Below are 16296 nucleotides of genomic sequence, written 5' to 3' on the forward strand. Positions count from 1 at the left end.
CGCTTTGCAGGAGCCCGTCATGACCCCACCCTCCGACGCCGCCGGCGGCACCAAGACCCCGCAGGTCACCTTCCGCGACGCACCGTCCCTGGCCGAACCGGTCTTCGAAGTCGGCGGCCTGTCGGTCTTCTACGGCGCCCACGAGGCCGTCCGCGACGTCAACATGACGATCGGGCGGCGTCAGATCACCGCCATGATCGGCCCGTCGGGGTGCGGCAAGTCCACGATGATCCGCTGCTTCAACCGGATGAACGACCTCATTCCCGGTGCCCGTGTCGTCGGCAAGATCCGCTACCACAACGAGGATTTGTACGGCCGCGACGTCGACCCCATCGAGGTGCGCCGCCGGATCGGCATGGTCTTCCAGAAGCCCAACCCGTTCCCCAAGTCGATCTACGACAACATCGCCTACGGGCCCCGGGTGGGCGGCTTCAAGGGCAACCTCGACGACCTGGTCGAGGAGACCCTCACCCACGCGGCGCTGTGGGACGAGGTCAAGGACAAGCTCAAGACGTCGGCCCTGGCGCTGTCCGGCGGTCAGCAGCAGCGGCTGTGCATCGCGCGCACCATCGCGGTCAAGCCCGAGGTGATCCTGATGGACGAGCCTTGCTCGGCCCTTGACCCGATCGCCACCGCGAAGATCGAGGACCTGATGGAGCACCTGGCCCAGGAGTTCACGATCGTCGTCGTCACGCACAACATGCAGCAGGCCGCACGTGTCTCCGACCGCACCGCCTTCTTCACCGCGGACGTCGACGACAAGGGCGTACGCCACGGCCGGCTCGTCGAGTACGACGAGACCGAGCGGATCTTCTCCAACCCCTCCGACCAGCGCACCGAGGACTACATCTCCGGCCGCTTCGGCTGACGGACACCGAGTCCTGCGACCGCCCCCTTTGCGCGCTTCACGTAAAGGAGTTCACCGGGTGACACCCGACCCACACCGGCCGACGACGGGCTCGCACAGCGGCCCCGGCGGACCCGACGACGGCACGCCGCCGCTGGACCTACTGCTGGCCGAGCCGGACGCGGACCTGGCTGCCAAGGTCGTCGCCCGCTTCGCCGCCGCGGGCGTGTCCACGGTGGTCTGCCGTGATGGAGCCGAGGCCCTGCTTCAGGTCGGCGTCCAGCACCCGGGCGCGGTGCTGCTCAGCGCACCGCTGCCGGTGGTCAGCGCCGCCCAGGTCACGGCGCTCATCGCACGGCTCCATCCGGTCCCGGTCATTGTGGGCGCCGACCCGGACGGCGCGGAGGAGGCCACCGAAGCCGTAGCTGCGGGCGCGGTGGCCTTCGTCGCCCGCCCCTACCGGGCCGAGGAGATCCTGCCGCTGCTCATGCCCCGCCTCGACACCGACGCGGACCCCCGCATCGTGGTCGGCGATGTCGAACTCGACGTCGCGGGCTTCCACGTCTACGTACGCGGCCGCTCCCTCCAGCTGCCGGTCCGCGAATTCCTGCTGCTGCGCTACTTCATGGAACGCCCCAACAAGCTCATCAGCCGCCAGGAGCTGACCGCTGCCCTGTGGGGCACCGCGAAGCCGGACAGCAACACACTCACCGTGCATGTGCGGCGCGTGCGCAACAAGATCCAGGAAGCGGGCAGCTGCTGCACCATCGACGCCATCCGCGGCATGGGCTACCGCTTCGAGTGCGGCCCCGCCGCGTGTGCCGAGACGCAGGCCACACCGACATCTCGCCCGGCGCGGGCGCGGTAAGGGGGAGGGAGTCCTGTGCTGGAGGGGCAGGACGAGGACTCCTGCACAGACCTGCCGATCTGGGCCACGCGCCACCCGCGGTGGGGTCTCGTCCACGGCCGCCATCACATCCCCACCATCGGCACGATCATCACCGCCCCGACGCTCGCCGAGGCACGGACGCTGATCTCCTTCTGCCTTACGGACGCGCGCAGTTGACCTGCCGTATCAGCGCGGCGTGGCGAGTGCGGAGGGCCCTACGTCGACCAGTTCGTCGATCAGCTTCCCGATACGGGTCCGCAGCACGTCGCGTACCGAGCGCGCGCTCTCGATGTCCAGGCCGGACAGGTCGGGCAGATCCCAGTCGAGGTAGCGGCGGCCGGGCCGCACCGGGCAGGCGTCCCCGCAGCCGAGCGTGACCACCACGTCGGCCGCGTCCACGACCTCGGCGGTCAGCGGCTTGGGGAACTCCTCGCCCACGTCCAAGCCCTGTTCGGCGAGCAACCGCCGCACGACGGGAGCGAGGGAGCGATGTCGGCCCCGGGCGCGGAGCCCGCCGTACGGACCTCCACGGCGCCGGCGGCCAGACGGCGCATAAGGGCGGCCGCCAGTTGCGAACGCCCGGCGTTCTCCGTGCAGACGAACAGAACGTACGGCACCGGCCCCGGGCACAGTCCCGTCGCCTTGGCCAGGGCCGCAGCCGCTGGTCCGCGAACCGCTCGACCAGGACCGGCAGGTAGCGGGAGGTACGGGCGCTCCGGCCGAGCGACTTCGCGCACTCGACGACGTACGCCGCGACGGTCTCCCGGGAGAAGGACCGGCTGTGGCGGACCGCGAGGCGTCGAGCGATGCGCTCCAGCACGGCCCCGCTGTCGCGCAGGGGAGGGGTGGCCGGGCCGAAGCGGCTTTGCTCGTCCATGGGCGCACCTCTTCCGTTCGCGGCCGAAACCCATCCCCGCCTCGCATCATAGGTGGATGTCTATGTATTGGACAGGCCGGAGCGAAAGTGAACCCTGGGTGAACAAGCGGGTGGGAGAACCTTCGAACGCCGGGGGAACGCCTGACCGGCGCTTATGGTGAATAGATGGCTATCTCTACGTATGGCGCGGAGGCGAAGGCGGTGTCTGACGAGTCGGGGACGTACACGCCGGGCCTGTCCTGCCTGCTGATCGACCGTGACGAGGCGGGGCGGCTCGCCGCCATGCTGAAGGCCATAGCCGACCCAACCCGTCTGCAATTGCTACGCCTCATCGAGCGTGCGCCGAAGGGCGAGGCATGCGTCTGCGACCTCACCGAGTGCCTGGGGCTGCGTCAGCCGACCGTCAGCCACCACCTGAAGGTGATGACCGAGGCCGGACTGCTCAACCGGGAGCGCCGCGGCACCTGGGTCTGGTACTCCCTCAACCACGACGGACTACGCCGCGTACGGGAGATCCTGGACCCGGCGTCGGCCGACGAGCCGGAGCGCGTGGCTGCCTGACTGCTGCCTGGTGCGTTACGAAGCGCCCAGCATCCTGCGCTGTACGTGGAGATGGTGCTCGGTCATCCATGCCTGCGCCGCGACCTGGACGGCATCCCACGGGGAGCCGAGCGGCGGGATGTAGGAGAGGTCGAGCTCGCTGATGTCGTCGACTGCCATGCTGTGGAAGATCGCGGTGGCGTAGGTGTCGACGCGCTTGGAGATCTCCGCGCCGCGCCGCCCCACGAGCTGGGCGCCCAACAGGAGACCGCTGCTGGTGTCGCCCGTGACGCGGATCGAGATCGGGGTGGTGCCCGGGTAGTACGCCTTGTGGTCGTCCGGGCGGCTGGCGGTGGTGGCCGGAGCCCAGTCTCGGTCAGCGGCCCGCGCCTCGTGGTCGCGCAGGCCGGTGCGTGCGGCGACGAGGTCGAAGACCTTGACGACCTGGGTGCCCAGGCTGCCGGCGAACCATCGGCGGCCGCCGAGGGCGTTTTCCCCGGCGATCCGGCCCTGCTTGTGCGCGGTGGTGCCGAGCGGTAGCCACGTCCTGCCCAGCAGCCGGTGGTGGGTGACGACGCAGTCTCCCGCCGCATACACATCCGGCAGCGAGGTGCGCATGTACTCGTCGACCTCGATCGCACCCTTCACGCCGAGCTTGGCCCCGGCGGTCGCGGCGAGCGTGGTGTCAGGGCGGACGCCGACCACCACCAGGACCAGGTCGGCGCCGCGGGTGAAGGTCTTGCCGGTCGGTCCGGTGGCCCGGACGTGCAGCACCTGGCCGGACGGGTCGCGGGTGATCGCGGAAACCTGGGTGCCGATGATCACTTCGACGCCGTGGGCGTCGAGTTCCGCGTGCACCAAGGCGCCGAGCTCGGGGTCGACGGTCGGCAGGACCTCCGGCAGGGCCTCGATCTGGGTGACCTGGATGCCGCGGGTGATCAGTGCCTCGGCCATCTCCAGGCCGATATGTCCCGCGCCGATCACGACGGCCGATCCAGGGCGGCGCTCGCCGAGGGTCTGCATGACCTCGAACGTGTCGCCCATGCTGTGCAGCAGGTGCACGCCGTCCTGCGGGCCGAGAGCGTCGGGGCCGGTCAGGCCCTCGATGGGCGGGCGGGCGCTGACTGCGCCGGTGCCGACTATCAGCGCGTCGTACGGCAACTCTTCGACCCGGCCGTCTGCGTTGCGTACGGCCAGCCGCTTGCCGGTCACGTCGATCCCGGTGGCGAGGGTGTCGGTTCGGACCTCCATGCCCGTGGCCTTCAGGTCGGCGAGGGTGCGGTGGGCGAGGTTGCTCCAATGCCCGACTTCGCCGGAGATGTAGTACGGGATGCCGCAGATGGAGAAGTTCGGGTACGCGTCGGCCACGACCACGGTGACCTCGCTGCCGGGATCCAGCTCGTGGGCGCGCAGTGCGGCGCTGATGCCGGCGTCGCTGCCGCCGACGGCGACGATGCGCTTGCTGGGCACCGGGACACCTCCGTAGGAGAGGGAAGAGAGGGGCCGGCGGGGTACGTAGGGCACCCCACCGGTGTCGCGTCAGCCGAGATGGTCGGCGAGCTCGCGCTCGAGAGCGGCCTTGGGCTTGGCGCCCACGATGGTCTGGACGACCTCGCCGCCCTTGTAGAGGTTCATCGTCGGGATGGACAGCACGCCGTACTGGGCGGCGATGGCCGGGTTCTCGTCGATGTTCAGCTTGACGATCTCGATCTTGTCGCCGTGCTCGGCGGCGATCGCCTCCAGGGAAGGGGCGAGCTGGCGGCACGGGCCGCACCAGGCGGCCCAGAAGTCGACCAGGACGGGCTTGTCGCTCCCCAGGACGTCCTGTTCGAAGGAGTCCTCGGTGACGTTCTTGAGAGCCATGTTGCTTGTCTTCTGCGGGTGGTGAGGGTCAGACGGCAGCCGTGACCAACTCGTCGGTTGCACCCGCGCCGGTGTCACCCAGGGCAGCGAGGTACCGCTCGGCATCGAGGGCCGCCTGGCAGCCGGACCCGGCGGCGGTGATGGCCTGACGGTAGGAGTGGTCGACGACGTCGCCGGCCGCGAAGACACCGGCGACGTTCGTACGAGTCGAGGGGGAGTCGACCTTGAGGTAGCCGTTGTCGTCCAGCTCCAGCCGGCCTTTGAACAGCTCGGTGCGCGGGTCGTGGCCGATCGCGATGAACAGCCCCGAGACGTCCAGGTCACGGGTGGCACCGGTGACGCCGTCACGCAGGACGACGCCGCCGAGCATGCCGTCCCTCTCCTTGATCTCCGCGATCTCGCTGTTGAAGGCGAAGGAGATCTTCTCGTCGGCGAAGGCACGGTTCTGCATGACCTGGGAGGCACGCGGCGTCGAGCGCCGGTGGACGACGGTGACGGAGCGGGCGAACCGGGTGAGGAAGGCGGCCTCCTCCATCGCGGTGTCCCCGCCGCCGACCACGGCGATGTCGCGATCGCGGAAGAAGAACCCGTCGCATGTCGCACACCAGGACACGCCCCGCCCGGACAGCTTCTCCTCGTTCGGCAGGCCGAGCTTGCGGTAGCCGGAGCCGGTCGCGACGATCACGGCGCGGTCCCGGTGGACGGTCCCGGCGGTGTCGGTGACGGTCTTGATGTCGCCGGTCAGGTCGACCTCGACGACGTCGTCCTCGACGATCTCGGCACCGAACTTCTCCGCCTGCGCCCGCATGTTCTCCATGAGAACGGGGCCGTCGATGCCCTCAGGGAAGCCGGGGAAGTTCTCGACCTCAGTCGTCGTGGTGAGCGAGCCGCCGACGAAGATCGCGCCGCCGAAGACGAGTGGCTTGAGGTCGGCGCGGGCGGTGTAGAGGGCGGAGGTGTATCCGGCAGGACCGGAGCCGATGACGATGACGTTGCGGATCTCGCCCGCGCTCATGCTGTCTTCTCGGGCGCGATCTCCTCGATCAGGCCCTCGACCAGCTTCTTGATCTCGTCGCGGATCGGGCGGACCGCCTCGACGCCCTGGCCGGCCGGGTCGTCCAGCTTCCAGTCGAGGTACCGCTTGCCGGGGAAGACCGGGCAGGTGTCGCCGCAGCCCATGGTGATACAGACGTCCGACTCCTTGACCGCGTCGACGGTGAGCATCTTCGGCACCTCGGCGGAGATGTCGATGCCGACCTCCCGCATGGCCTCGACGGCAGCAGGGTTGACGTGCTCACCCGGGTTGGAGCCGGCGGAGCGGACCTCGACGCGGTCCCCGGCCAGGTGGGTCAGCCACGCCGCGGCCATCTGGGAGCGGCCTGCGTTGTGGACACAGACGAACAGCACGGAGGGCTTGTCGGACATCAGAGGTCTCTCTTGTCTCACGACGGCATCAGGCGCGCATGACATCAGCACCCGGTGGTGTCAGTCACCACTGATGTGACAGTATCAGTCCATGATGACGTCAGTCGACACTGATCTGATCCGGGTTCTGGCCGACCCGCTCAGGCTCCAGATCGTGACCCTGCTCGCCAAAGAGATGCTGTGCACCACCCACCTCGTGGAGGAGACCGGTGCCCGGCAGACCAACCTCTCCAACCACCTGAGAGTGCTGCGCGAGGCCGGGGTCGTCGAGACGGAGCCGTGCGGCCGGTACACGTACTACAAGCTGCGCCCGGACGTCATCGCATCGTTCGCCGGTCAGTTCGCCGACCTGGCCGAGTCCGCCCGAACCGCCGCCGACAACAAACGGGCCTGTCCCTGACCGGCACCGTAGTCCCCGCGACCACCAAGGAACCCCCGTTGACCACCACGCAAGAGAGCGCCGCGGAGTCCGCCGTACCTGCCGCCAAGCCCGCATCCGTCGAGCCCGCGCCCGGCGCCACTCCGCCGCCCCGGCCCCTCACCTCGCGAGCCGCAGCCGAACTGGTCGGCACCGCTCTGCTGGTGGCGGTCGTAGTCGGTTCCGGTATCCAGGCCACCGAGCTGACGAAGGATGTCGGGCTGCAGCTGCTGGCCAACTCCACGGCCACCGTCTTCGGCCTCGGCATCCTGATCCTGCTGCTCGGCCCGGTCTCCGGCGCGCACTTCAACCCGGTCGTCACGCTGGCCGAGTGGTGGACGGGCAGGCGCGGCGGCGCGGGGGTGACGATGCGTGAGGCGGCCGTGTACGTCCCGGCGCAGGTCGTCGGCGCGATTGCCGGTGCCATCCTGGCGGACGCGATGTTCGGCGAGCCCCTGGTGAAGTGGTCCACCCACGACCGCTCCGCCGGCCACCTGCTCCTCGGCGAGGTCGTCGCGACGGCCGGGCTGATCCTGCTGATCTTCGGTCTGGCCCGCACCGACCGCCTGCGCTTCGCCCCGGTGGCCGTCGCCTCCTACATCGGTTCCGCCTATTGGTTCACCTCCTCTACATCCTTCGCCAACCCGGCAGTGACGATCGGCCGCGCCTTCACCGACACGTTCGCAGGCATCGCGCCCGGCTCGGTGGCGGGCTTCATCGGCATGCAGCTCGTCGGCGCCGTGGTCGGGCTGGCCCTGGTGGCACTGATCTTCATGCCGGGCCGGGCGGCCGAGGAGTCGTGAGGCACACCGCACAGGTGGTGGTGATCGGCGGCGGCCAGGCCGGGCTCGCCGCCGGTTACCACCTGCGCCGCCTCGGCCTGGACTTCGTCATCCTCGACGCCCAGGCCACACCGGGCGGCGCCTGGCAGCACGCCTGGGACTCGCTGCACCTGTTCTCCCCGGCCGTGTTCTCCTCGCTGCCGGGGCGCCCGATGCCCGTGCAGATGGGGGAGACGTACCCGGATGCCGCCCACGTGGTCGGTTACCTCTCCGAGTACGAGCGCCGGTACGACCTTCCGATGCACCGGCCTGTACGGGTCACCGGGGTCTATCGGGACGGCGCCTTCCTGCGCGTCGAGACCGACTCCGGCGCCTGGCGTGCCCGGGCCGTCATCAGCGCCACCGGCACCTGGTGGCGCCCCTTCCTGCCTGCCGTCCCCGGGCGGGCGGATTTTCGCGGACGGCAGCGGCACACGGTGGCGTACCGCAGCCCGCGCGACTTCGCCGGACAGCGCGTCGTGGTCGTCGGCGGCGGCAACTTCGGCGCACAGATCGCCGCCGACCTCGCCGACGACACCGAGCTGACCTGGGTGACCCAGCGCCCGCCCCGCTTCCTCGCCGACGACATCGACGGCCGCGCCCTGTTCGACGCGGCCACCGCCCGTCGCCGCGCCCTCGACGAAGGCCGCACCGACACCAAAGGCGTCGCCTCACTCGGCGACATCGTCGCCGTATACCGCCCGTCCGCGATGCCCGTGACCGCGGCCTGCTGAAGGCCAGCCCGATGTTCACCCGCCTCGTCCCCGGTGGCGTGGAATGGGCCGACGGCACCCGCGCCGAGGCCGACGCGATCATCTGGTGCACCGGATTCCGCCCTGCCTTGTCCCACCTGGCCCCGCTCCAACTGCGTGGCCGACGGGGCCACATCTCCACCGCCGGCACACGAGTGGTGGACGAGCCGCGCCTGCACTTGCTCGGCTACGGCGACTGGACCGGCCCGGCCTCCGCCACCCTCATCGGCGTCGGCCGCCCCGCGCGCGAAGCCACCCGCGAGGTCGCCGCGCTCCTGGACACACGGCACGGCTGAGCGACGCCGTCAGGACAGCGTGGCGACGACCTCGCGCACTTGCTCGGCGACGTTCTCCGGTAGCGGCGCGTAGTGGATCTCGGGGAGGATCTTCTGCCCCTCCTCGCTCGCGGTGTAGGCCAGGAACGACTTGAGGGCAGGCAGCACCTCTTTGTCGTTGCCCCGGTCGCAGACGATCTCGTACGTCACCAGCACGATGGGGTACGCGCCCTCCGCCGAGGTGCCGTAGTCGAATTTCAGGGTCAAGTCCTTGCCCTTGCCGATGACTTCGGCCGCCGCGATACCCGCGGACGCGGTCGTGGTGGACGCCTCGACGGGCTCGGCGGCCCCCGTGTCGATCCGCACCGTGTCCATCTTGCGGGCGGTGGCGAAGGACAGCTCAAAGTAGCCGATCGCCCCACTGGTCGAGGCGACCTCCGAGACGACACCGTCCGACCCGTCGGCAGAGGAACCGCCCTTGCCCTGCCAGGACTTCTCCGCGGGGTACGGCCATTGGGCCGGTGCCGCTCCGGCCAGGTAGGCGTTGAGGTTCTGGGTAGTGCCCGAGTTGTCCGAGCGGTGCACGGCCTGAATGGGCAGTTCGGGCAGTACCACGCCGGGGTTCAGCTTCTGGATGGCCGGATCGTTCCATCGCGTGATGCGCGAGTCGAAGATCTTCGCGAGGGTCGGTGCGTCCAGCACGAGATCGTCCACGTCCGGGAGGTTGTACCCGATGGCGATCGGGCCGCCCACCATGGGCAGGTCGATGGCACGGCCTCCCGGACACACCTCCCGGGACCGCTCGACGTCAACGGGCGTCAGTGCCCCGTCGGTGCCACCGAACGCCTTGAAGCCGCCCCGCAGGAACTGGTTCACCCCCGCGCCCGAGCCCAGCGGGTTGTAGGCGATCCGCACGCCCGGGCACGCCTGCTCGTACTCTTTGATCCACCGCTTCATCGCGTTCTGCTGGGCGGTGGACCCGGAACCGGGCACCTTGCCCTGCTTCGCGCAGTCGATGCGGGCCACCGGTCCCGCCGAGGACGTGTTCCGGTCGGCGTCGGTGCCGTCCTCGCTTTTCATCGAGATCAGCAGTGCGCCTGCCAGCGCCACCGCTGCGGCTGCCGCCGTGGCGCCGACAGGCAGGAGAACACCGCGTCGATCCTTGCGTCGGTGCCGCACCCTTGGTCTCCCCCTTGAAAGCGATCCGGGACGGCCGGACCGGAGCGCGGTGCCACGTCCTGGCAGCCGCTGCGCCCCGTCCGTCAGGACATAGATGCTCACCTGTGCGGGAAGGGAGTTGGTGACGGGAGGGCGAACGTCTGCTGACGCGTTCGTGTCGTGCCGACCGGTGCAAGTGGGCTGACCTCGCCACGTGGACCGATGAGCGGCGGCAGCATCTCCAGGGAGCCGCAGGAGAGGAACCCCGGGTCCCTGGCCGTGGTGCGGGGGGCAGCGGGCGCCTCACGGGGTGTCGATCGCTACGAGGAGATCAGCGAGCGCATCGTACGGGACGCCGACCGTTCGGGACTCTGGCTCGTCGAGGGATTCTTCCTGTACGACGACGAGTTGGTGAACGTCGAATTGGTCTCGGCTCATCTCACCGTCGTCCGGCCGCCGTGCCCGCGGCCGTCCAGAAGCAGGAACTTGCCATGTATGCCAAAACGTTCAGCGAGCTGGCCGAACTTGCCGTCTACGGCCCCGCCGCACGTGAACTCATCACTGCTGCCATCGAATCTCTAGTAGGGCTTTGTTAGGTCCTGTGGTGGGGTTCGGGTGCTGGTGCGGGTTGGCCGCATATCGAGCAGGCGCCGGTCCAGGTGGCCAGGAGGGCCTGGAGTTCGCGGAGGACCGCGTAGAGGGTCAGGCCGGCGCAGGGGCTTTTGGGTCGAGCCTGAGCATGGTGCAGAAGGCCTGGGCGAGGGACGCGAGGGTGACGTGGCGGTGCCAGCCGAGGTAGTTGCGGCCCTCGAAGTGGTCCAGGCCCAGACCGTCCTTGAGCTCGCGGTAGTCGTGCTCAACTCGCCATCGGATCTTGGCGATTCGTACCAGTTCGCGCAGTGGGGTGTCGGCGGGAAGCGTCGAGAGCCAGTAGTCGGTTGGCTCGGCGGAGTCGGGTGGCCACTCGACGAGCAGCCAGCAGTCGGGCAGGGAGCCGTCGGCGGCGCGGCGGATGGTGCGGTTGGCCGGTCGGACCCGCAGGGCCAGGAACTGCGAGCGCATCTCGGCGTTCGGGTTGCGTCTGGTGGCCTTGCTGCCCTGGCGCCAGGTGACGGTGCGGGTGGCCGCTCGGCCGACGGCCAGGGCCAGGGCGCGCAGGGTGGTGTGCGGTTGGGGGTAGGCGGACACGGGAGGGCGGCCCTGCCCGGAGTACGGCGGGCGTTGGGGTGTGGCATTGCCGGGGTGCGCGGTCGTGGTGGCTTTGACCGCGACCGCGTAGGTCAGGCCGCGCTCGGTCAGGCCCTCGCGAAAGCCGGTGGCGTCGCCGTATCCGGCGTCGGCGGCGACCGGAAGGTCGGGCAACTCCCAGTTGTCGCGCACCTCGTCGAGCATGTCCAGCGCCAGGCGCCACTTCTCCCGGTGCCGCTCGGTGTCCGGGATTCCCGCCTTGGCGCGGCGGCGCCGGATCGCCTCGGCCATCAGCGCGTCCTCGCCGTACTTGGTGTCGTCCCAGCTCTCGGGCAGGAACAGGCGCCAGTCGACAGCCGATGACGCACGGTCACTGACCAGGTTCACACTGACGCCGACCTGGCAGTTGCCGCGCTTACCCAGGGCGCCGCAGTACATCCGCGCCACCCCCGGTGAGTCGTAGCCGTCCTTGGGGAAGCCGACATCATCGATCGCGTACGCCTCGGGAGAAATGTGCGCGGCAGCCCAACGGGCCAGCCGCTCACGGACCTTGGAGTAGTCCCAGGTGGACGATGAGACGAACTGCTGCAGCTGCTGGTGGTCCACGCCCAGGCGCTCGGCCATCGGCTGCATGGACTTGCGCTTGCCGTCCAGCATCAGCCCGCGCAGATACAGCTCGCCCTTGGCCCGCTGGTCCCGACGCGCCAGCGAACCGAGCATCTCCGCCGCGAACGCCTCCAGGCGCGGGCGGACCGTCTCCATCTCCTCAGGTGTCACACCTGACAGAACATCACAATCTACCTGACGATGATCAATCGGGGTACCTAACAAAGCCCTACTAGGTGAATGCCTGGCAAGTTCGGGCACACTCGTAGAGCCCCATCCACCGACGGATGCCTTCCATGGGTTCAGATGCCCGAGACGAGGGGAACCTGTCGGAGCCCGTGGCGGTCGAGGCGGTGGATGAGGCCGGGGCGGCGCTGATTGTCCGCGCGCAGGCGGGTCAGGCGCTGGTGGAAGGCCGTGTCCTGTCCGGTGTGGGCGCAGGCGTCGCGCAGTTCTGCGAGGAGGGTGACGGCTTGGTCGTAGGCGCTGGTCTTCTTGGTGGCGATATGCGTCTCGATCTGCTGCCAGGCGGATTCGGCCTCGCTCGCGAGGGCGGTCAGGCGCTGGGCGCGGGCTTCGGCTCGTTCGTGTTCGGCGTGCTGCCGGCGTTCGGTGCGCAGGGTGTGGGCGGCGTCCAGGAGGTGGGCGGCGGATCGGCGCCCAGGGGCGGTGGCGGGGGTGGTGGTACCGCGCAGGCGGTGCAGGAGCTCGGTGTGCAGCTGGGGCTAGGGGCCGAGGGCGAGTCGTAGCAGCAGGGCGTCCTTCTCCTTCTGGGGCATTGTGGTGATCAGCGGCGCGAGTTCCTGCTTGGTGGGCCGGGCAGACTCCTTGGGCGCGGCGGGACTGGCCTGGGCCGCGGCCGCGAGCAGGTCGGCATCGACACGCAGGAAGTGCGCGAGCGCGCGCTGTGGGGCGGTCGGTTCGTCGAGCCCGGCCGGGACGGGCGGTTCGGGACAGGTCTGGTATTCCTCTTCGTCGTCGTCTTCGAGTCCCAGGCGGTGAGGGCGGAGAGCCAGGCGAGGTAGAGGGGGCGCAGGTCGCCGGTGGCGAGTTCGTCGCGTACGCCGATGAGGGCGGCCAGTGAGTCGTCGGCGCCCTCGATCCAGTCGCCGCCCTCATCCTCGCCGGTCATCTCGAGCAGGAGATGGGTGCGGGTGGTCCAGGCGTTGACGTGGTGGTCCAGGCAGTAGACCTGCGTCGTGGGCAGGGCCAGGGTCTGCTTGGGCAGGCGGAGCATCAGGCGGCGGGTGCCCCAGTTGGTGACGTACAGGTGGGCGCCGAAGTAGCGCTCGACCATGCGGCGTGGATTCCCGCGCAGATCGCCCCAATTGTAGGTGTGGGTGAAGCTGGTGGTGGTGATCCGGGCCCGGGTGGAGATGGCCCGCAGATGGTCCTGTTCCTCGCGGCTGAGCGGCCGGTCGAGGGCCTGGAACTCGTAGTACTGGTACTCGCTCACACGGCGGACCCTATCGCCGCTGCTGGCGGGCGGTGCGGGGACTGTACAAGGTGGCGGGAGGTGTCCGGACGCCATACCGAAGCGCCGTAGGGTGAGCCGAAGCGAGCGGTGTCGGGGAGGAGCGGGCTGTGGCGGCGGTGTGGAACGAGCGCGCGACGGAGCAGGGGGCGCGGGCAGAGCTCGCGGCCGTGCTGCAGCTGGCCGCGGCGGGCAGGTTGCGGTGCAGTGACAAGACCCGGCCCCCCTCCGCGGCCACGATCCGTACGGTCAGTGAGGTCCTGGGCGGCGGTGACTTCTACGAGGGCGAGCCTCTCAGGGCCTTCGCCTGGCCGTTGCTGCTCCAGGCAGCCGTCTCGCCCAACTGTCCCGTGGTCGAATGGAGTTGGCTGCGCGGGACCGCAAGGCGCTTCGGGCGCCCGCTCACGTGACGATCCGGAGCGTCTCAGATTGGCTTGGGTTTCCTGGGTGATCCTGGTGTTTCGGGATCACCTGGAAGGTGACTCGGTCGGGCCCGGGTGGCGTGGGCATGGTGGTGGAATCCTGCAACAGCTGACCGGGCGGAAGCCGGTTACGACGTCGACGCGGACCTCGGCGTCAAGCCGCGGTAGCCGACCGCACCCTGCTGCGCTGTTCCAGGCTGCTGTGGCTGAGTCGAGCGCTTCGGCTACGAGCGCGCCGGCATGACCACCGTCGAGTCGAACCGTCACACCTGGTGTTGCTCGCGTACCCCAAGAAGGTCGCAGACCTGATCCGCGAAGCCGTCCGGAGCACCACCGCCTGATCCCGCAGGCCCCCTGCGCCAGGGTTGCCCCCAGGCAGGCGGGCAGGGCCCTCTCCAGCAGCGGTCTGCACCACTGAGTTCCCGGCGCGGCACATCCGCGTGCCTTGCCCATCCCCAGGAGCCTCACCAGTGGTGAGAGCGCTCGTCGGTACGCCGCACGACCCCTTTCGAGACCCCCTTCACGCCAAAGGAGAAGCCCATGAGAACCATTCCTCGACTGCGAACGAGAAAGACGCGCGCGCTCACCGCGTCCTGGCCACTGCCGCCGCGCTGTTCGCCTCGACCTCGCAAGTGACCGCGGCACCGTCGACTGCGATGGCCGCCGAGACGCACAGCGGCCAGAAGCCGACGATCGTGCTGGTGCACGGGGCGTGGGCCGACGCTTCGAGCTGGAATGCGGTCATCGGCCGCCTGCAGGACGCCGGTTACACGGTCTACGCGCCGCCGAACCCGCTGCGTGGGGTCTCCTACGATGCCCAGACCCTGGCGTCGTTCGTGGCGACCATCCCCGGTCCGGTGGTGCTGGTCGGCCATTTCTACGGCGGCATGGTCATCACCAACGCGGCAGCGAAGAGCCAGAACGTGAAGGCGCTCGTCTACGACAACGCGTACATCCCCGCCGAGGGCGAGACCGTGTTCCAGATCAACGGGGCCGAGCCCGGCTCGTGCGTCACGGCCGAACCGTCGACATTCCTGAACCTGGTTCCCTACCCGGGCGGACCGGCCGACGACGTCGACGCCTACCTCAAGTGGGCTCCGAACGGTGAGTACAAGGGTTTCCAGGACTGTTTCGCAGGAGGTGTGCCTGCCACCCAGGCGCGGCTCCTCGCGGCGGGCCAACGCCCCTTCGCGGTCAGCGCGGGTTCAGAGCCCTCCGGCGCTCCCGCGTGGAAGTCCACCCCCTCATGGGCCGTCGTCGGCACCGCCGACCATGTCATTGTCCCGGCGGAGCAGCGGGCCATGGCCCAGCGCGCAGGCGCCCACATCACCGAGGTGAAGGCGGGCCACCTGTCGCTGATCACGCGCCCCGACGTGGTCACCCGCGTCATCACCGCCGCCGCCCAGTCCGTCCGCTGAAGGCTGCCCCGACCCACGGCATCATCGACGCCCTCACCACCACCGGCACCCGCTGCTGGGCCGACAGAAGTGTCCCGTGCCATCGAACCTTGATCGTGTGCCACGAAGTTTGAGCGGCCGTGGGTCGCTCCGGCGAGGAGCGGAACGGGGCGCGGAGCCGCGGCTCCAGCGGTGTTCAGGGTTGGGAGGTGGCGACCTTGACCCCGAACCCGATCAGGACGACACCTGTGATGCGGTCCATGGTGCGTCGTACGGCAGGCTTCTCGAAGAAGGCGCGGGCCTTGGCCAGCACCAGCACGTAGCTGCCGAGCCAGACGAGAGTGAGGGCTGCGTGGATGAGGACCAGCAAGGTCATCCCAAGATGTGGCGAGAAGCCGGACGGCGCGAGCGCGGGCAGCAAGCCCGTGTAGAAGACCGCGATCTTCGGATTGAAAACGTTGCTGACCAGTCCCGTGCGCCACGGGTTGCCGGACGGGGACGGGGCACTCACCCCCGAAGCCACCGAACGGCTGCGCCGGCTCTGCAACAGCGTCTGGACGCCCAGGAAGCCGAGGTAGACGGCACCGGCAAGCTTGACGACCGTGTAGGCCGTGGCGGACGCCGCCAGAACGGCGGCCAGGCCGACCACGGTGAGTACGCCCCAGATGAGCAGTCCCGCCGTGATGCCGCCGACCGTGCGCAGGCCGTCTTGCCAGCCGGACGCGATGGCTCGCTTCGTCACCACCGCCATGTCCGGGCCGGGAACCATGGTCAGGACGGCGAGTACACCCGTGGCCGCAAAGAGCTGAACGAACATGGGCTCAGTCTCGCACCCGGGATCGCCTCGTCGTTTCGAGGGGCAGCCCCTGGACCGATCAAACTTCCCTACGTTCTTCCCGGGACCGGGCGAGCCCTTCGTATGGTTCTCCCACCGACGCCTGGGGCGCGGGCGATCGTGATCGAGCTGATGCGTCACTGGCAAGGGAGCCTGGCGGCGGGCATCCGGGCGCTGCAGGCGGCCGGCAGGCTTCCCCCCTCGAGCTCGATGCCGACGTGCGGGCCGCGGCACTGCTGGCCGGCCTCCAAGGGGGCGTGTCGATCCTGCTGTCGACGGGCCGGTCCACCCACTTGCATGCCGCTCTCGACCAGGGGATCGCGGACCTGCGCCGCGCAGGCCGCGCCGCGGCGTGACCTGGCGTCGGCTGTTTCAGGCGCCCACCCTCGGGGCCGGGCGCCGATCATGCCCGGCCACGGCGCACCTGCCTGCGAGCGGCACGTTCGCGCCCGGACATGAAACGGGGCGGGCGGCTTCACCGAAACCACCCACCTCCTGGCGCCCCCAGG

Annotated in this window: 20 protein-coding genes and 3 pseudogenes; 11 read left to right on the forward strand and 12 right to left on the reverse strand. The window is 69.6% G+C overall.

Features of this window, described 5'->3' with window-relative positions:
* Nucleotides 1-19: 19 nt before the first annotated feature.
* Genes pstB through ACKTSN_RS46655 form a run of 3 tightly spaced genes read left to right on the forward strand, consistent with a single transcriptional unit; the run spans nt 20 to nt 1913 of the window.
* Nucleotides 20-868, forward strand: a complete 849-nt coding sequence (pstB, locus tag ACKTSN_RS46645; RefSeq protein WP_409474598.1) for a phosphate ABC transporter ATP-binding protein PstB — start codon at nt 20-22, stop codon at nt 866-868.
* 58 nt (nt 869-926) lie between these two features.
* Nucleotides 927-1715, forward strand: a complete 789-nt coding sequence (locus ACKTSN_RS46650; protein WP_409474599.1) for a winged helix-turn-helix transcriptional regulator — start codon at nt 927-929, stop codon at nt 1713-1715.
* Nucleotides 1716-1730: 15 nt separating this feature from the next.
* On the forward strand, nt 1731-1913 hold the full coding sequence (locus tag ACKTSN_RS46655; RefSeq protein WP_409474600.1) for a hypothetical protein: 183 nt from the start codon (nt 1731-1733) through the stop codon (nt 1911-1913).
* 9 nt (nt 1914-1922) lie between these two features.
* On the opposite strand, the gene ACKTSN_RS46660 is transcribed toward ACKTSN_RS46655, so the two are convergent.
* From ACKTSN_RS46660 to ACKTSN_RS46670, 3 genes and pseudogenes are all read right to left on the reverse strand, one after another.
* Complete coding sequence (locus ACKTSN_RS46660) at nt 1923-2207, reverse strand: hypothetical protein (RefSeq protein ID WP_409475143.1); 285 nt, start codon at nt 2205-2207, stop codon at nt 1923-1925.
* The gene (locus ACKTSN_RS46665; RefSeq protein ID WP_409475105.1) at nt 2147-2290 is read right to left on the reverse strand and encodes a hypothetical protein; all 144 of its coding nucleotides are present in this window, start codon (nt 2288-2290) and stop codon (nt 2147-2149) included. Before ACKTSN_RS46665 ends, ACKTSN_RS46660 begins: the two co-directional genes overlap by 61 nt.
* Before the next feature lie 158 nt (nt 2291-2448).
* Nucleotides 2449-2613 (reverse strand): annotated as a pseudogene (locus ACKTSN_RS46670) (arsenate reductase ArsC); the annotation flags it as partial.
* Nucleotides 2614-2778: 165 nt separating this feature from the next.
* Between ACKTSN_RS46670 and ACKTSN_RS46675 the strand changes: the two are divergent.
* Nucleotides 2779-3174 (forward strand): ArsR/SmtB family transcription factor, encoded by a 396-nt coding sequence (locus ACKTSN_RS46675; RefSeq protein ID WP_409474601.1) that lies wholly within the window; start codon nt 2779-2781, stop codon nt 3172-3174.
* A gap of 15 nt (nt 3175-3189) precedes the next feature.
* Here the strand turns inward: ACKTSN_RS46675 and ACKTSN_RS46680 are convergent, their stop codons facing one another.
* From ACKTSN_RS46680 to ACKTSN_RS46695, 4 genes are all read right to left on the reverse strand, one after another.
* Complete coding sequence (locus ACKTSN_RS46680) at nt 3190-4623, reverse strand: FAD-dependent oxidoreductase (RefSeq protein WP_409474602.1); 1434 nt, start codon at nt 4621-4623, stop codon at nt 3190-3192.
* Nucleotides 4624-4692: 69 nt separating this feature from the next.
* Nucleotides 4693-5016, reverse strand: coding sequence for a thioredoxin (trxA, locus tag ACKTSN_RS46685; protein ID WP_409474603.1), 324 nt, complete (start codon nt 5014-5016; stop codon nt 4693-4695).
* A gap of 28 nt (nt 5017-5044) precedes the next feature.
* Nucleotides 5045-6031 (reverse strand): thioredoxin-disulfide reductase, encoded by a 987-nt coding sequence (gene trxB / locus ACKTSN_RS46690; protein WP_409474604.1) that lies wholly within the window; start codon nt 6029-6031, stop codon nt 5045-5047.
* Nucleotides 6028-6441, reverse strand: coding sequence for an arsenate reductase ArsC (locus ACKTSN_RS46695; protein ID WP_409474605.1), 414 nt, complete (start codon nt 6439-6441; stop codon nt 6028-6030). Before ACKTSN_RS46695 ends, trxB begins: the two co-directional genes overlap by 4 nt.
* Before the next feature lie 91 nt (nt 6442-6532).
* On the opposite strand from ACKTSN_RS46695, the gene ACKTSN_RS46700 reads away from it, so the two are divergent.
* The 3 genes and pseudogenes from ACKTSN_RS46700 (at nt 6533) to ACKTSN_RS46710 (ending at nt 8728) form a co-directional block, all read left to right on the forward strand.
* On the forward strand, nt 6533-6841 hold the full coding sequence (locus ACKTSN_RS46700) for an ArsR/SmtB family transcription factor (protein ID WP_409474606.1): 309 nt from the start codon (nt 6533-6535) through the stop codon (nt 6839-6841).
* 38 nt (nt 6842-6879) lie between these two features.
* Nucleotides 6880-7662, forward strand: a complete 783-nt coding sequence (locus ACKTSN_RS46705) for an aquaporin (RefSeq protein ID WP_409474607.1) — start codon at nt 6880-6882, stop codon at nt 7660-7662.
* Nucleotides 7659-8728, forward strand: a pseudogene (locus ACKTSN_RS46710) (ArsO family NAD(P)H-dependent flavin-containing monooxygenase). The gene ACKTSN_RS46705 and the pseudogene ACKTSN_RS46710 overlap by 4 nt, the downstream one beginning before the upstream one ends.
* 9 nt (nt 8729-8737) lie before the next feature.
* Here the strand turns inward: ACKTSN_RS46710 and pstS are convergent.
* The 3 genes from pstS to ACKTSN_RS46725 form a co-directional block, all read right to left on the reverse strand.
* Complete coding sequence (gene pstS / locus ACKTSN_RS46715; RefSeq protein WP_409474608.1) at nt 8738-9886, reverse strand: phosphate ABC transporter substrate-binding protein PstS; 1149 nt, start codon at nt 9884-9886, stop codon at nt 8738-8740.
* 282 nt (nt 9887-10168) lie between these two features.
* The gene (locus ACKTSN_RS46720) at nt 10169-10303 is read right to left on the reverse strand and encodes a hypothetical protein (protein WP_409474609.1); all 135 of its coding nucleotides are present in this window, start codon (nt 10301-10303) and stop codon (nt 10169-10171) included.
* Between the two features lie 264 nt (nt 10304-10567).
* Nucleotides 10568-11830 (reverse strand): IS701 family transposase, encoded by a 1263-nt coding sequence (locus ACKTSN_RS46725; RefSeq protein ID WP_409467247.1) that lies wholly within the window; start codon nt 11828-11830, stop codon nt 10568-10570.
* A gap of 167 nt (nt 11831-11997) precedes the next feature.
* Here ACKTSN_RS46725 and ACKTSN_RS46730 point away from each other — a divergent pair, with 167 nt between their 5' ends.
* Nucleotides 11998-12408, forward strand: a complete 411-nt coding sequence (locus tag ACKTSN_RS46730; protein WP_409474610.1) for a hypothetical protein — start codon at nt 11998-12000, stop codon at nt 12406-12408.
* A 38-nt stretch (nt 12409-12446) separates the two neighbouring features.
* Here the strand turns inward: ACKTSN_RS46730 and ACKTSN_RS46735 are convergent, their stop codons facing one another.
* Nucleotides 12447-13115, reverse strand: coding sequence for a hypothetical protein (locus ACKTSN_RS46735; RefSeq protein WP_409474611.1), 669 nt, complete (start codon nt 13113-13115; stop codon nt 12447-12449).
* 128 nt (nt 13116-13243) lie between these two features.
* On the opposite strand from ACKTSN_RS46735, the gene ACKTSN_RS46740 reads away from it, so the two are divergent.
* Together ACKTSN_RS46740 and ACKTSN_RS46745 are read left to right on the forward strand one after the other, a co-directional pair.
* Nucleotides 13244-13543: a hypothetical protein gene (locus tag ACKTSN_RS46740; RefSeq protein WP_409474612.1), complete on the forward strand. Its 300-nt coding sequence runs from the start codon at nt 13244-13246 to the stop codon at nt 13541-13543.
* 668 nt (nt 13544-14211) lie between these two features.
* Entirely contained in the window at nt 14212-14973 is a 762-nt protein-coding gene (locus tag ACKTSN_RS46745; RefSeq protein ID WP_409474613.1) for an alpha/beta fold hydrolase, read from the forward strand.
* Between the two features lie 175 nt (nt 14974-15148).
* On the opposite strand, the gene ACKTSN_RS46750 is transcribed toward ACKTSN_RS46745, so the two are convergent.
* On the reverse strand, nt 15149-15769 hold the full coding sequence (locus tag ACKTSN_RS46750) for a LysE family translocator (RefSeq protein WP_409474614.1): 621 nt from the start codon (nt 15767-15769) through the stop codon (nt 15149-15151).
* Nucleotides 15770-15886: 117 nt separating this feature from the next.
* Here ACKTSN_RS46750 and ACKTSN_RS46755 point away from each other — a divergent pair.
* Nucleotides 15887-16143: pseudogene (locus ACKTSN_RS46755) on the forward strand (TetR family transcriptional regulator C-terminal domain-containing protein); the annotation flags it as partial.
* Nucleotides 16144-16296: the final 153 nt, after the last annotated feature.

It is taken from the genome of Streptomyces flavusporus (assembly GCF_046267975.1).
GTDB classification, from domain to species: Bacteria; Actinomycetota; Actinomycetes; order Streptomycetales; family Streptomycetaceae; genus Streptomyces; species Streptomyces flavusporus.